The following is a 15,265-nucleotide window of genomic DNA, read 5'->3' as shown; positions in this document are numbered from 1 at the left end:
CGGACCACGTCAGTTCAGGCGCCGGCGATGGCTGGGCCCCGCGACGCAGTCGCCGTACAGCAGCAGCGCCGCGACGCGGACGAACTCCTCGATCTCCGCGAACGCCGCCTCGTCCTCGTCGTCGCCACCCGGCTGCGCCGTGCCGGCACCGAGCTTGACCAGGTCGGCCAGCGCCTCCAGACCCTCCTCCGACAACGGCGGCTCGCCGCCGGCCGCCAGGCCGAACGCGCCGACAAAGCCGCGGCACCACGCGAACAGCGCTTCGCTACGCTCGTACAGCGACGCATCCTCATCGGGCAGCAGCAGCGAGAAGCCGAAATCCTCGTCCGCCAGTTGCCCGGCCGTGGCCACGCACAACTGGTCCAGCACGCTGTCCTCGGTCACGACCGGCAGGCTGTCGTCGGCCAGCACCGCGGCCAGCCACTGGCGCCGGTCGTCGCCGCCTCCGGCCAGCCAGCCACTGAGGCCACCATGCAGCTCACTGGCCTCCATGCCGAGTTGGAGGCGTTGGCATTCGGCATCGACATCGGACAACAGCGGAAGGGCTTCGGACACGGGCATCTGCGGGAAAAGGGACCGCCCACAAGTCTAGGGCCTGCTCTGCGGCAGGGGTAGCCGGGGTCGGCCGGCAGGTCCCTCCCAACGACGACCGCCGCACCGTGCCTCGCGCCTGAACGGGGGATCGGCCCCCTCAAAACCGAGTCTCACGACCGCTTGTTGCGGCGGCCCGCGCACGCCTACACTGCGTTCAGCGACTTCCGCGATGAGGGTCACACTTTTGCCAGCCGATGCCGACCTGCCGATGTGGGCCGCGATAGCGCTCCTGGCTGCGCTGACGGCGACCTTCATGGTGCTGGCCCTGCGACGCCGGCGGATCGAGCGTGGGCACATCAACCAGCTGCGCGATCGCGAAGAGCGCCTGAAGCTCGCGTTGTGGGCCACCGGCGAGCGTTACTGGGACTGCGACCTGTCGACCGGAAAGCTGCACCGTCTGGTCGTCGAATCGCGTAACCGTGGCGCCGATGGCGACATGGCCGAAGACATCGTCGAACTGACCAACCTGCTGCACCCGGACGACATGCCCCTGGCGCTTGAGCGCCTGGACGCCTACACCAAGGGCAAGAGCGCCAACTTCCTCGCCGAAGTGCGCATCCAGGACGGCAAGGGCGACTGGATCTGGGTGCGTGCACGCGGCCGCGCGGTCGCGCATGACGGCAATGGCCGGATGATCCGCATCGCCGGCACTGCACTGAACATCACCGCCACCCGCGCCGCCGAGCGCGAGCGCCTGATCGCCAGCGAAGTGCTGCACAGCATGAACGAGGCGGTCTCGGTGCTGGACCGCAACTTCAATTTCATCTCGGTCAATCCCGCGTTCCTGCGCATGACCGGTTACGAGGAAGCCGACATCATCGGCCGTAACAACAGCCTGCTCGACAGCCTCCAGCACGACAGCGCCTTCTACCAGCACATCCGCGACATGATCAGCCGCAGCGGGCGCTGGAGCGGCGAGATCTGGCAGCGCCGCAAGGACGGTGAAGAATTCCTGTGCGCGATCGAGACCAGCACCATCGCCGGCGACAAGGGCGAGCCGCAGCTGCATGTCACCGTGCTCAGCGACATCACCCAGCAAAAGCGCGCCGAGCAGGAACTGCGCTACCTGGCCAACTTCGACACCCTGACCAATCTGCCCAACCGCGCCCTGCTGTCGGAGCGGCTGTCGCGCGCGATCGTCCGCGCCCATCGCGAGAACAACCGGGTGGCGGTGCTGTTCCTCGACCTCGACCGCTTCAAGGACGTCAACGATTCGCTGGGGCATGCCGCCGGCGACCGCATCCTGCGCGCCGCCGCCAACCGGCTGCAGCAGACCGTCGGCCTGCACCACACCGTGGCCCGGCTCGGCGGCGACGAGTTCACGGTGATCCTGGAAAACCTGGATGTGCCCGAGGACGCCGACAACATCGCCGAGGAAATCCTGACCGCGTTCGAGGCGCCCCTGCTGCTCGACGACCGCCGCGAGATCGCGATCTCGCCGTCGATCGGCGTCAGCCTGTACCCCGACCATGCGCAGGTGCCGACCGAACTGCTCAAGCACGCCGACACCGCGATGTACCAGGCCAAGGCCGCCGGTCGCCGGACTTTCGTGCGCTACGACGACGCCATGGATGTTGCGGTGCGCCAGCGCGCGACGATTTCCGGCGCGCTGCGCAAGGTACTCGACCGCGGCGAGCTGCGCCTGGTGTACCAGCCGCGGCTGGCCCTGACCGAATCCCGGATCACCGGCGTCGAGGTGCTGTTGCGCTGGACCAACAGCGAGCATGGCGAGATCCACCCGGCCGACTTCATCCCGATGGCCGAGGAAAGCGGCCTGATCATGGAAATCGGCGAGTGGGTGCTGCGCGAGGCCTGCGTGACCCTGCATCGCTGGCGCCAGCACGGCCTGGACGACCTGCGGATCTCGGTCAACGTCTCGCTGCTGCAGCTGCTGCGCGGCGACTTCCCCGACGTGGTCGGCCGCATCCTCGACGAGATCGGCATCCCCGCCAGCGCCTTGGAGCTGGAGCTGACCGAAAGCGTGCTGATGGCCAACGCCGAGCTCACCGCCTCCAAGCTGCATGCGTTCCAGAAACTCGGGGTGTCGGTGGCCATCGACGACTTCGGCACCGGCTACTCGTCGCTGGCCTACCTGAAGCGGCTGCCGATCAACACCATCAAGATCGACAAGGCCTTCATCTCCGACCTGACCCAGGACCCGGAAGACGCCGCGATCACCACGACCGTCATCACGATGGCGCATTCGTTGGGGCTCAGCGTGGTCGCCGAAGGCGTCGAGACCGAGGCCCAGATGCAGTTCCTGGCCAACCACCGCTGCGACGAGATCCAGGGTTTCTGGCTGGCCCAGCCGATGGACGCCCATGCCGCGCTGGCCTTCATCCGCAACTGGTCGCCCGCCACGACCGCCCCGACAGCGATCCCGGCCGCATCCTGATCTTGACCACCCCCCGCCGCGTCCCTATCGTGCCGTCATGGACAGCCCGGACGTGATCTCCCAACTACGCGCCCTGACCGCTCGCGTCGACGGTCTCGTCGAGCGGCTGCAGCGGCTGTCGGACGAGAACCGCAGCCTGCGCCAGCAGTACGAGCACATCACCACCGAACGCTCGCAGCTGCTGGCCAAGAACGAACAGGCGCGCTCGCGGGTCGAGGCGATGATCGCGCGCCTGAAATCGCTTGAACAACACACCTGACCCGGCGGCCATGAGCACATCCACCCAAGCCGTCACCATCCGCATCCTCGACCGCGAGTACACCATCGGTGTCGTGCCCGAGGAGCAGGACAGCCTGCGCGAAGCCGCCCGGTTGCTCGACGGCAAGATGCGCGAAGTGCGCGGCGCCAACCGCATGGCCGCCGTCGACCGCGTCGCCGTGCTGGCGGCGCTCAACCTGGCGCATGAGCTGCAGCAGTTGCGCGACGGCAACGAACAGCGCGAACGCGACATCGCACGCGCGGTCGACGAGATGCAGCGCAAGTTCGACAGCCTGGACCAGCCTCCGCGCTGAGCGGACGCGCACGCATTCGCCAGCAGGACGCATTCATCGCAACCGGACGACGCAGACGCGTGGACGGCACCGCCGCAGGCGGTTTTCCAGGGCGCCCGGATGAATGCGCCACAGCCGAATCCGTGCATGTCCGCGGCCCGATGCCGGCCGCGATTGGACTTGGCACCCGCGCTGATCGGTCTATACTGGCCCTGCGTTCTCTGCCATGTTCGACAGCGCATAAAACATTCGCCTTGTCCCTTAATAACGACACCGGGGATGTTAGGAAACCGGGAGTGCAGATCCGCCCTCGAGCGGGAAGCCCGAAGGAATCCAGACGTTCCCACTTGAACCCCGGGTTCAAGGTCGTTTCGTGTGCATCGCCATGGCGGAGAACGTATTCCCATCCGGGCAACGCCGCGCAGGCATCCGTCATCCCGGGCCTGCCCCCAGGCATCGTGCCCGGACCGCGCGCCGCTGCCATCGCAGCCGCCATATCCACCGCGACGCTCTCCTTTGCTGGAACCTCCGCATGACCGATCCGCGCGCGCCCGCGCTCAAAGCCCTGCGCGCAACACTGCGCGCCGCCCGTCGCGCGATCCCTGCCGCCACGCGCATCGCCGCCGCCGACACGCTGGCCGCGCAATTGCTGGCCTTGCCGTTCGCGCCGCGTCGCGGCCCGGTGGCCGGCTACTGGGCCATGGATGGCGAGATCGCCCTGCATGCCTGGCAACTCAAACTGTCACCGGACACACCGTACTGCCTGCCGGTCCTGCACGACGGCAACCTGTTGCGTTTCGCGCCATGGCGCCCCGGCGCGCCGCTGGTGACCAATCGCTTCGGCATTCCCGAACCCGATGTCGCCGACGACAGCCTGCTGTCGCCGCAGGAGATGGCGATGGTGGTGATGCCGCTGGTCGGCTTCGACGCCTCCGGGCAGCGTCTGGGCATGGGCGGCGGCTGGTACGACCGCAGCTTCGCATTCCGGCAGACCGCGCCCGCGCCGCCGTACCTGGTCGGCGCGGCCTTCTCCACGCAAGGCGTCGAGCGCATCGAAGCGGCCGCCTGGGACGTGCGCGTGGATGCGATCTGTTGTGAAGACCGCACCGTGCTGGTTGAATATCCGGCATGAGTACACGCAAACGCTATTGGCTGATGAAATCCGAGCCCGAGGATTTCTCGATCGACGATCTCGAACGGGTCCAGGTCGAGCCTTGGACAGGTGTCCGCAACTACCAGGCGCGCAACTTCATGCGCGACGGCATGCAGCTGGGCGATGGCGTGCTGTTCTACCACTCCAATACCGCCGTCCCCGGCATCTACGGCCTCGCCGAGGTCGCCAGTGCGGCCTATCCGGACCCGACCCAGTTCGAGCGCAAGTCCAAGTATTTCGACGAGACGTCCAGCCGCGAGGAACCCCGCTGGCAACTGGTCGACGTGCGCTTCGTGCGCAAGCTCAAGCAGCCGGTCGCACTGGACACCATCCGTGCGCATGCCGCGATCCTGGGCGAGGATTTCGCGCTGATCCGCAAGGGCACGCGTCTGTCGGTGCTGCCGGTCACCGCATCGCAGTGGAAGCACCTGCTGTCGCTGGAATAGCGCTTCCGGGTCCCGCTACCCGGTCCGCAGGCACACACAACACCGGCCACGCCGCCGCAAGCCGGGTATCCTTCCCGCTCTCCCCAGACCCACCCAGACCCTGACCATGTCCGAAGCAAAGCGCCTGGCCGGCGAAAAGGCCATCGAGTTCGTCGAGGACGGCAGCATCGTCGGCGTCGGCACCGGTTCCACGGTGGCGTACTTCATCGACGCGCTGGCCAGGATCAAGGACCGCATCGAAGGCGCCGTCTCGAGCTCCGAGCAGAGCAGCGCACGCCTGCGCAGCCATGGCATCGAAGTCATCGAGCTCAACCATGCCGGCACCCTGCAGCTCTATGTCGATGGCGCCGACGAATGCGACGGCCACAAGCGCCTGATCAAGGGAGGTGGCGCGGCACTGACGCGCGAGAAGATCATCGCCGAGGCCAGCAAGCAGTTCGTCTGCATCATCGACCCGAGCAAGCAGGTCGACGTGCTGGGCCGGTTCCCGTTGCCGATCGAAGTCATCCCGATGGCGCGCAGCATGGTCGCGCGCGAACTGCTCGCGCGCACGGGCGGCCAGCCGGTTTGGCGCGAGGGCGTGGTGACCGACAACGGCAACTGGGTGCTCGACGTGCACAACCTGTCGATCACCGATCCTGTCGCCATGGAACGCGATCTCAACCAGATCCCCGGGGTCGTCAGCGTCGGCCTGTTCGCACGCCGTCCGGCCGACATCGTCATCGTCGGTGGCGAGCCGCCGATCGTGCTGCGCTGATCACTGTGTGCTGATCGCGGCCCGCAGCGCAGCGCGAGCCGCCGCCAGACGATTGTCCTACATGCAACAAGCCGGCCCCGCTGACGCGGGACCGGCTTTTTTTTGCCTTACAGCCTCGTGCCCCCCCGGTGCAGCAGGCCCAGTCGGGCCGGCTGCAGAATCAGGCCCTTCTGTCAGTGCTGCCTGCTCAGTGCTGCCTGCTCAGTGCTGCCTGCTCAGTGCTGCTTGATCAGTCCTGCTTGATCAGGTTGTCGATCAGGAAGCTCATCCGCAGCGCCATCAGTTCCGGATTACGGAACGCATCGCTGACGCCATGGCCGCCTTCCTCGTCCTCATAGAAGAACGTGGTCGCGCCGGCCTCCTGCAGACGGCGGGCGAACTTGCGCGCATGCCCCGGACCGACGCGGTTGTCCTCGGTCGAGATCGTCACCAGAAACGGCGGATACGTCGTGCCCTTGCGTACGTTCTGGTAAGGCGAATACGCCAGGATCGCCTTGGCCTGCGCCAGGTCGTCGGGATTGCCGTACTCGTTCATCCAGGCCGCCCCCATGCCCATGTCGCGCATGCGGATCAGATCGGTCAGCGGGACGTCGGTGACGACCGCGCCGAACAGGTCGGGACGCTGCGTGCCGAGCGTCGCGGTCAGCAGGCCGCCATTGGACATGCCGAAGATGCCCAGGCGGTCCGCACGCGTGACGCCGGTCTTGATCAGATGCTCGGTGACGGCAATGAAGTCGTCGTACGAGCGCTGGCGCTTCTCGCGGATCGCGGCCATGTGCCAGGCCGAGCCGCGCTCTCCGCCACCACGGATCGCCGGGATCGCAACCGCGCCGCCGCGATCGAGCCACAGCTTCAGTGCGGGACCGCCGACCATCGCATCGAAATAGCCCGGTCGGAAGGAGATGCCGAACGCGCCATACCCGGTCATCAGCAACGGCTGCGGCTGCGAACCGGCCGCCTTGGACCGCAACAGGAAGTAGTCGATCGACGTGCCATCCTGGGATGTCGCCGAGCCGATTTCAGTGGTGAAGCCACTGCCGTCGATCATCGACGGATCCTGCGCCAGCAGCTGCCGGCTGCCATCGCCGTGCACCAGGTACTGGCTGCGCGGCGTCACGAAGCCCGCGATCGAGGCCACGAACTCATCGCGATCGCGCTCGTCGGCACGCAGCGTGACGGTGTTGCCGGGCTCGATCTGCATCACGTCGCGCTGCGTCCAGCCAGTCGACGAGAACGTCGCGGCCAGCACGCGCTGCCGGAGACTCTTGTTCGCGATCAGCAACAGCTCGTCGCGGTTCGCAGCCAGTCCACCATAGGCCGGATCCACGAACTCGCCGTCGGCAGGCACGTAGGCGGCAGAGACACGCTGCGCATCGGGCACGCCATCGGTGATGTCGTAGGCGAGCAGGGTTTCGGCCGCATACGGCTTGCCGTCGATCACGGCGTCCTGCGCCAGCTGCACGAATACGTGCCGCGCAGACGCACCCTGCACACCGAACGATTTCAGCGCCTGCGGGAACGGCAGCTTGCGGAGCTTGCCGCTGGGATCGAGCAGATGCACCTCGAACGTCGAGTAGTCGATCGCGCGGGTGATGACGCCATGCGTCTGCTTGCCGACGCCCGCCGTCGACAACTGCACGATCGCATCGCTGGACGGGGCCTTGAAGACAGACTTGGCCGCGTTCAACGGCTGTCCGCGCGACCACAGGCTGACGGTCGCCGGCCAGCCCGCAAGGGTCTTGTCCGAGTCTCCCAGCGTATGCGCGACCAGCAGGGTGTCCGCCCCCATCCATTCGGCGAACGCACGCGACTTGTCGACCTTGAAGCCACCCTCGACGAAGGCCCCGCGTGCGAGATCGAACTCACGGATCTCGACTTCATCGCCGCCGCCCGGCGACAGCCGCAGCAGGCAACGCGCGTACTCGGGCGCCAGGCAGCTGCTGGCAAGCGCATAGGCCTGCAGCTCGAATGCCACGCCCTCGCGCTCGCGCAACTGCGCGACGTCGAGGACGGTCTTCCAGCCGGACGCCTGCCCCTGCTTGACCCGCGGCGCCGTCTGTAACAGGCCGTAGGGATGCGCGCCATCGCGCAGGAAGCGGACGACGCGCTCGCCCAGCAGATACTGGTCGGGTTCGGCCGGCGCCTGGTCGAGCAGCGTCGTCAGTTCCTTCGCCAGCGTCGCACGCGACGGCGATGCACCCAGCCGCTCACGCGTCTGCTGGGTCGCGGCACGCGCCCATGCCAATGCCTCCGCACCATGCGGGTCTTCCATCCATTGCAGATCGTCCGCGGCCTGCACCGGGGCGATGCCGCCGGTGGTCAGTGCCAATGCGAGCATTGCACACGCCATGCCCGAAACCTTGTTCCTGATCATGATTCTTGTCCTGTGATGTCGTAAGAAGGCACGAAGCGGCTCAGTAGTCGTAGCGGAACAGCACGCCATAGGTGCGTGGCTGGTAACGGTTGGCGGCGCCAAGGCGCAACAGATCGCCGTCGGCATCGAACTGGCTCGCGCTTCTGGCGTTGATCGCACCGTCTTCGTTGGTCAGGTTCTCGCCATACAGGTACACCGCCCAACCCGCCGGCGACTCCAGCCCAAGGCGGGCGCCGACGCGGGTCAAGGCATCGCCAGGCGTGCCCGACGTCAAGGCCGTCTTGCGTGCGGACTCGTACTGGGCCAGGCCAGAGGCGACGGCGCGCAGGTTCTCGCCGATGTCCCAGCCATAGGACGCGGACGCATTGAACGTCGCCGCCGGCACGTTGTAGACCGGCGTCCCCTTGAACAGCGGCGTCCCCGGCACGTCTGCGGAATACCGGGCGTCGATGTAGCTGCCGCCGGCCTGCAACGTCAGGTTGCTGTTCGGCATGTAGACGACATTGAGCTCGACGCCCTTGTTCCTGGTGCCATCGGAATTAGCCAGGCCGTTGATCTGCGGCGTGATCGGCACGCGGACCGCGACACCTTCCCAGTCGCTGTAGAAGATCGCGCCTTCCAGCAGCAGCTTGCCATCGGCCAGGATCGACTTGGCACCCAGCTCATAGGTCCAGATCGTGTCCGGGTCGATAGTGGAGGGAAGTTCGACACCGAACAGTTCCGCCAGCAGGATCGAGCCGATCGGCTGCAACTGGCCGGAGCGGAAGCCCTTTGCGGCACTGGCATAGAACGTGACGTCTTCGGAAGGTTTGAAGGACAGGCTGACGCGCGGATTCCAGCTGTCGAACGTGGCATCCAGCGTCGACGTGCTGCCATCGCTCGCCAGATCGGACCCGTCCACTTCATCCTTGAAGTAGCGCAGTCCACCGGTCAACGCCCATTGCTGGGTGAGGTTCAGCGTCGCCTCGCCGAAGAAGGCATAGGCGTCGTTCACCTGTTCGGAGGTGCTGGTCAGGATCCCGGGAATGTCCACAACATCGTTGCGCACGGCCTTACGCAGGTAATAGCCAGCGGTCCAGTCCAGCTTGCGTTCACCGGTCGACGCCCAGCGCAACTCGTGCGTGCGCACGCCGATGTCGATGACCGCCGTCAACGGAATCCCCGGGGCCAGGTCGCCGAACTGGCCATAGGTCAGGCCCGCGTCCGAAAACACATAGACCAGTTGCGAATTCTCGAAGTCATAGGTGCTGGTCAGGCTGGTGGAGTCCCATTCGTTCTCGTTAGACAGGAACGAGTCGTTGGTCATGTCGTCGTAGGCAGCATTGGACGCGGCCTTGCTGTCGGACTTGTACTTCCAGTACGCCAGGTCGATGTTCCAGTTGTCCGTCGGTGCGAAGCGCAGCTTGGCACGGTGGGTCCGGATGTCGTTCTCGTTGACGTTGTCCTCGCCGGTCACCGTGTTGCGAATCCAGCCGGGCGTGGTTTCGTCGGTGGCCGCCACGCGCAGGGCAAGCTTGTCGTCGATCAGCGGAATGTTCGCGTAGACCTTCGCCCCCCAGCCGTCGCCACCATCGCTGACGGTCGACGCATCGAGTTCGACGCCGGCCGCGAAACGTTCGAAATCGGGTTTTCGGGTGATGATGCGCACCGTACCGCCCATCGAGCCCTCGCCGAACAGCGTGCCCTGGGGACCCTTCAGGATCTCGACGCGATCGATGTCGAAAGAGCGTGCGTCCGGATACCACGGCACGGTCACGCCGGTGAACGGGGTCTCATCGATGTAGTAGCCGTTGTCGTTGCCACCCAGCGAGCTCGAGACGCCGCGGATCTGCACCTGAGTGAAGCCGCCGCCTGTGTCGATCGAGGATGCACCGGGCGTAATGTTGATGACATCGGTGATGTTGAGCAGGCCCATCGCATCGATCTGCTCGCCGGTGATGGCACTCATCGCGATCGGGACGTCGATCTGGCGCTCGTCGCGCTTGCGTGCGGTCACCACCACCGAGCCCAGGGTGATCGGCTCGTTCTGGCTGCTGGCGGGGGAGACGACGGTGGTTGCGGCGGCCGGCGTCTGCGCTTGCACGGCCGATGTCGCCATCAAGGCGACGAGGATGCCTGCGGACAGGCGACTGAACGACAGTGGGGCGACGCGTGCGGAGACGGGGGCTGGCAGGGAAGACGACACGGGCTGGACTCCTGGTGGATTTAGGAAGAGGTCGCCACCGCGCACCGGCCTGTCTCGCCGTCCGTTGCCGGGCTACCTGATGCCAAGACGAACCAGGGTCGTAAAAGTGAAATGAAATCGTTAAGCCATGGTCGGACAGGGCGCTTGCCTCACGGCCAGGCCTGGGCGCGTCCGAGCCAGGTGGGCGCTGACTGATTGCCGTAAGGCCGGCCCCCCCGCCGCTCAGTAGGCGTAACGGAATTCCAGCCCGTAGGTCCGCGGACGCATCCGGGTCGCATTGAAGAATGCGTTGCGGCCATCGATGGCCCCCTGCGTATTGCCGACGTTGTCGCAATACAGATACCACCCCCAGCCCTGCGCGGACTCCAGCCCGAGGCGAACGTTCGCCGCCAGGATCGGGTCGCCGGACTCACCGACCACCAGGGTGGTTTCGCGCCGCGAGTGATAGCTGACGCTTGTGGTGGCGACGCCCTTCCACTGATCGCGTATCGGCCACGCGTATCGCGCCGAGCCGCCCAGCGTGAACTTGGGAACGTTATAGACCGGTGTGCCTTCCCGCAACTCGGTCTCTGGAACGTCGGCACTGTAGACCGCGTGCACCAGCGTCCCACCGAGCTCCAGTTTCAGTTCGTTGATGGGCGCGTAACTGACGCCGAACTCGACGCCGATCATGTTCGCGCCGGTCGCATTCGCCAGGCCATTGGTCGTGTCGGTGAGCGGAACGCGTACCGGAAGATCGCGCCAGCGGCTGTGGAACAACGCGCCCTGCACCAGCAACTGGCCCTCGAGCAGCATCTGCTTGATGCCCACCTCGTGCGAGATGATGGTGTCGGGTACGACGACGCGCGCCAGCTCGACGCCCGCCTCGCCCGCGGCCAGCATCGACTCCGCCGGCTGCAGTTGCCCCGAGCGGAACCCGGTCGAACTGCTGGCATACAGCATGCGGTCGCCGGACAGGCGACGGGTCACGCCAAGTTTCGGATTGAAGCGCGGGAATGTCGCGCGCGACTGGAACACCTCGTCGCGGGCACGCGCCAGCGCGTCGACATCATCGCGGAAGTAGCGCAACCCGGCCGTCACCGACCAGGCACGGTCGGGCGCCGTCCACGTCGCCTCTCCGAACAGGGCATTCGAGCGATTGGACTGTCGCCCCCCCAGGCTGAGCTCTTCCAGTTGCAGTGCATCGCGACGTCCCGTGCGACGATGCGCATAGCCCGCGACCCACGTCCAGGGTCCATCGCCACTGGACGACCAGCGCAGCTCGGCGGTCCGGACATCGATCAGGATGTCGGCGACCAAGCGCTTGTCCGGCGTGATCATCCCGTCGTTGAGGTACGACAGCTGCGCATCCGACCATACCAGCAGCCAGCGCGATCCCTCCATGTCCAGGCTGCTGGTCACGCTGTCCGACTGCCAACGCGCGAGCGTGCGCAGATAGATGTCCGAACGCAGGTCGTCGTCGGCGCCGTAGCCGCCGCCATCGGCATCGGTGCGCGAACGCATGTGGCTGAAGTCCGTTGTCCATCGATCGCTGGCCGACCAGCGCAGGCGGGCGCGGGTCGTACGCACCACCTGCGTGTTGATGTTGCGCGTACCGTCGACGTCGTCGACCCAGCCCGGCAGCGATTCGTCGGTGTTGACCAGCCGCAGCGCGATGCGATCCTGCACCAGCGGCACGTTCGCCATCACCTTGCTGCTCCAGCCCTGGGCACCGCCTTCGGTCGAGGCAATCCCCAGTTCGGTCGCCGCAGCGAACCTGCCCAGCTCGGGCGCACGCGTCAGGATGCGGACCGTGCCGCCCATCGAGCCTTCGCCGAACAGCGTGCCCTGCGGGCCCTTGAGAATCTCGACGCGGTCGAGATCGAACGAGCGCGTGTCGGGATGCCAGGGCACGGTGACGCCGGTGAAGGGCACATCATCGATGTAGTAACCGTTGTCGTTGCCGCCCAACGAACTCGACACGCCACGGATCTGGACCTGGGTGAAGGCCGCGCCGGAGTCCACGCTGGCAACGCCGGGCGACAGCCGCAGGACGTCGCTGACGTTGTCCAGCCCAAGCGCGTCGATCTGCTCCCCGGTGGTGACCGACAATCCCATCGGCACATCGATCCAGCGCTCGTCGCGCCTGCGGGCGGTGACCACGATCGTCGACAGGGTGCTGGTCTCGATCTGCCGGGACAGGGTCCGCGCCGCGGCAGGGTCGGCGGCGGCTGCGCCAGGCCGTCCTGCAGACACGATCGCCATGTCGCCGACGATCTCGAACCGGAACGGGTTGTTTGCCATCAGCCTGAGCAGTGCATCGCGCGGATGCATGACGCCGGCAACCGCGGCACTGCGACGGTCGCCACCGAAGTCGCCGACGGCGGCCAACTGCAGTCCGGACTGGCGGGAGAACGCCAGCAGGGCCTCCCCCAGCGGCTGCGCCGGGATCCGGAATTCCATCCGGTGCGAGCCTGCGGCCGCTCCGGTACCGGTCGCCTGCGCCTGCACACGGCCGGGAACGACGGCAAGGGCAGGCATGCAGGCCAGCAGCAATGCCAGATGCAGACGTTTTGGCGATCGCGATGACCATGAAGAATGCACGTCCGCATCTTCCGGCCGTGGACGATGCCGATGCAATGGCCATGCAGCGCGTGGCACTCCCTCTGGCGGCGCCACCATCTGCTGCTAACCGGCATCCTGCGCGACGGGCGCACGCAACAGGATCTGGTCCCGCTGACGCTCCAGCCGCAGCCCCAGGGCACGCGCGAGCCCTTCGACCCAACGGTCGACACTGGCACTGTCCCAGCGACCGGTGACCAGCAGCCTGCCCAGCGCCGGATCCTGCAGCCTGATCGGAAGGGACGAATAACGGTTGAGATCCTCGATGACATTGGCCAGGGATTCGGCCTGGTAGGTCATGCTGCCCTGACGCCAGGACACCACAGCCTCGGCATCGATGCGGCGCGGCCCCTGCAACCCGCCGTCGACGCGATAGCTGACCTGCTGGTCGACGCCAGCCTCGACCATCCGGGCCTGGCCCGCAATCGCGCGCCCCCCATCGGAGTCCGACAGGCGCACCTGTACACGCCCCTGCCCGACCGCGACTGCCACTTCCTGCTGGGCACGATGCGACACCGAGAACCGGGTGCCCACGGCACGGCTGACCACGCGATCCGCCAGCACCTCGAACGGTCGCGATGCGTCGTGGGCGACATCGAAGTACGCTCGTCCTTTCGTCAGGGCGATGTCGCGGCGCTGCACACCGAACCGCAGCACGACCTCGCTGGACGCATCCAGGTCCATCGTGGAGCCATCAGGCAGACGCACATGCCGGCGCTCGCCCGCTTCGGTCGCGATCCGGACCGGGGCCGCCTCGGAGGTCGTCGGTCCGGAGGGGAGGAATCCGCCCGCGAAGAATCCGATCGCAAGGATCCCCAACGTGGCCGCGATCCCCGCCGCAAGCCAGCCGCTGCGACGACGCGGTCTCTGCGCCCCACGCCGTGGCGCCTGGAAGGCGTTCGCCTGCGAGGCGGTCGGGTGGGTTGCGGCGGTGGTGTGCGCGACCTCGGGCTGCGACGCAGCGGATTGCGAAGGGGGGGCTGGTGATGCGCTAGCTGGCGCCTGCCTCAGTGGCGCGGGCTGCGCCGACGCGTCCCGTTCGGCCTCGGCTCGGGCGCGCTGCATCATCTCCGAGCTCAGCCCGGCCGATACCTCCCACAAGGCGCTGAGATCATCGAAGGCTCGGGCGTGCGCCGGAGATGCCGCCATCCAGCGGCTCCAGGTCTCGATGTCGGCATCGGCCAGCGATTCTTCCTGCAGGCGCAGCAGCCATTCGCTGGCCTCGCCCAGGGCGCGTTTCCTGTCGTCCATGTGGTTCCTATCCATTGCGGCCACCCGCATTGCCTTCGTCAAGTCGCTCTTGGCAATGTGCCAGAGCGCGTGCCACGTGAATTCTGACCATCCGTTCGGTCAATCCCAAGCGTTCTGCGGCTTCGGGATAGCCGAGTTGCTCCACACGGATCAGTCGGAACGATTCCGCGCACTTGATCGGCAACTCGGCAAGGATCGCAGGCAGCCGATCCATGACCTGCGCCGCCGCGGTGGATCGCTCGGGATCGGCCTCCGGATCCGGCCAGACATCGAGATCGTCCGGCACCCGCACATCGGTATGGGCACGACGTCGCAATAGGTCGGTGGCCAGGTTCTGCGCGATGCGGAACAGATACGCGCGGTGGTAGCTGACAACCTGGGTACCGCCAAGGTTGAGCAGCTTGGCGTAGGCCTCCTGCGCCACCTCACGTGCGTCCTCGTACGAGCCCAGCCGCAACTGCAGCATGCGAACCAGGGACTGATTGAAGTCACGGACCAACGACTCCGCAGACCCGACGGCATCCGACGCTGTCGCGTCGGGGGATGGACTCTCCCGCTTGTCTTCGATGCCTGCCATGACCCATTAAACGAACGACGGCACCAAAATGGAAATCCGTCCGTCGGCGCGTGGCTCGCAAGACGAAACCGGCAAAACCGGCTTCAACCTCGAGCTCCCCGCGGGCCAAACCTGGATCCAGGGCCAGGATGGCCTGGCGTACTCCTGTCTCAGCTTCGGGCGATCGCAGAAGGCGCGATGGATCTGCCAGCCACGCGGGGCCGCACCGGCCATCGCGGCTCAGGTTCCGCGCAGTCGCACCGACATTGAAAGTCGTTTCCCTGGATTGTTGAGCGCGATACTGGCGCAGCCGGCGCGGCCCGTTAACCGGCCCGTTAACCGGCCCGTTCATCGGTCTGTTAATCGGCCCGTTGATTGACCTGTTAACCAGCCTGTTAATCG

The 15,265-nt window shown here is 66.6% G+C and carries 12 protein-coding genes and 1 other RNA gene; 7 read left to right on the top strand and 6 right to left on the bottom strand.

The window, feature by feature from the left end:
• Positions 1-9: 9 nt before the first annotated feature.
• Positions 10-555, bottom strand: coding sequence for a UPF0149 family protein (locus tag ACYX7E_RS07170; protein ID WP_462079890.1), 546 nt, complete (start codon positions 553-555; stop codon positions 10-12).
• 208 nt (positions 556-763) lie between these two features.
• On the opposite strand from ACYX7E_RS07170, the gene ACYX7E_RS07165 reads away from it, so the two are divergent.
• From ACYX7E_RS07165 to rpiA, 7 genes are all read left to right on the top strand, one after another.
• Positions 764-2,989 carry a putative bifunctional diguanylate cyclase/phosphodiesterase gene (locus tag ACYX7E_RS07165; protein WP_462079889.1) on the top strand — a complete coding sequence of 742 codons (2,226 nt, stop codon included), beginning with the start codon at positions 764-766 and terminating at the stop codon, positions 2,987-2,989.
• A gap of 37 nt (positions 2,990-3,026) precedes the next feature.
• Positions 3,027-3,248 (top strand): TIGR02449 family protein, encoded by a 222-nt coding sequence (locus tag ACYX7E_RS07160; protein ID WP_462079888.1) that lies wholly within the window; start codon positions 3,027-3,029, stop codon positions 3,246-3,248.
• A gap of 10 nt (positions 3,249-3,258) precedes the next feature.
• Entirely contained in the window at positions 3,259-3,561 is a 303-nt protein-coding gene (locus ACYX7E_RS07155; RefSeq protein WP_462079887.1) for a cell division protein ZapA, read from the top strand.
• Between the two features lie 194 nt (positions 3,562-3,755).
• Positions 3,756-3,939, top strand: a non-coding RNA gene (ssrS, locus tag ACYX7E_RS07150) — 6S RNA.
• 133 nt (positions 3,940-4,072) lie between these two features.
• Positions 4,073-4,672, top strand: coding sequence for a 5-formyltetrahydrofolate cyclo-ligase (locus ACYX7E_RS07145; protein WP_462079886.1), 600 nt, complete (start codon positions 4,073-4,075; stop codon positions 4,670-4,672).
• Complete coding sequence (locus ACYX7E_RS07140; protein ID WP_462079885.1) at positions 4,669-5,139, top strand: EVE domain-containing protein; 471 nt, start codon at positions 4,669-4,671, stop codon at positions 5,137-5,139. The genes ACYX7E_RS07145 and ACYX7E_RS07140 overlap by 4 nt, the downstream gene beginning before the upstream one ends.
• Positions 5,140-5,245: 106 nt before the next feature.
• On the top strand, positions 5,246-5,896 hold the full coding sequence (rpiA, locus tag ACYX7E_RS07135; protein ID WP_462079884.1) for a ribose-5-phosphate isomerase RpiA: 651 nt from the start codon (positions 5,246-5,248) through the stop codon (positions 5,894-5,896).
• A 229-nt stretch (positions 5,897-6,125) separates the two neighbouring features.
• On the opposite strand, the gene ACYX7E_RS07130 is transcribed toward rpiA, so the two are convergent.
• The 5 genes from ACYX7E_RS07130 to ACYX7E_RS07110 form a co-directional block, all read right to left on the bottom strand.
• Positions 6,126-8,270 carry a prolyl oligopeptidase family serine peptidase gene (locus ACYX7E_RS07130; protein WP_462079883.1) on the bottom strand — a complete coding sequence of 715 codons (2,145 nt, stop codon included), beginning with the start codon at positions 8,268-8,270 and terminating at the stop codon, positions 6,126-6,128.
• Positions 8,271-8,310: 40 nt separating this feature from the next.
• The gene (locus ACYX7E_RS07125) at positions 8,311-10,455 is read right to left on the bottom strand and encodes a TonB-dependent receptor (RefSeq protein WP_462079882.1); all 2,145 of its coding nucleotides are present in this window, start codon (positions 10,453-10,455) and stop codon (positions 8,311-8,313) included.
• A 222-nt stretch (positions 10,456-10,677) separates the two neighbouring features.
• On the bottom strand, positions 10,678-12,975 hold the full coding sequence (locus ACYX7E_RS07120) for a TonB-dependent receptor (protein WP_462079881.1): 2,298 nt from the start codon (positions 12,973-12,975) through the stop codon (positions 10,678-10,680).
• 147 nt (positions 12,976-13,122) lie between these two features.
• Positions 13,123-14,307 carry a FecR family protein gene (locus tag ACYX7E_RS07115; RefSeq protein ID WP_462079880.1) on the bottom strand — a complete coding sequence of 395 codons (1,185 nt, stop codon included), beginning with the start codon at positions 14,305-14,307 and terminating at the stop codon, positions 13,123-13,125.
• A 7-nt stretch (positions 14,308-14,314) separates the two neighbouring features.
• Positions 14,315-14,884 carry an RNA polymerase sigma factor gene (locus ACYX7E_RS07110; RefSeq protein ID WP_462079879.1) on the bottom strand — a complete coding sequence of 190 codons (570 nt, stop codon included), beginning with the start codon at positions 14,882-14,884 and terminating at the stop codon, positions 14,315-14,317.
• Positions 14,885-15,265: the final 381 nt, after the last annotated feature.

Source organism: Luteimonas sp. RIT-PG2_3 (genome assembly GCF_054902115.1).
The sequence above is the reverse complement of the archived record's forward strand: the minus strand, read 5'-3'. Positions and strand labels throughout refer to the sequence as shown.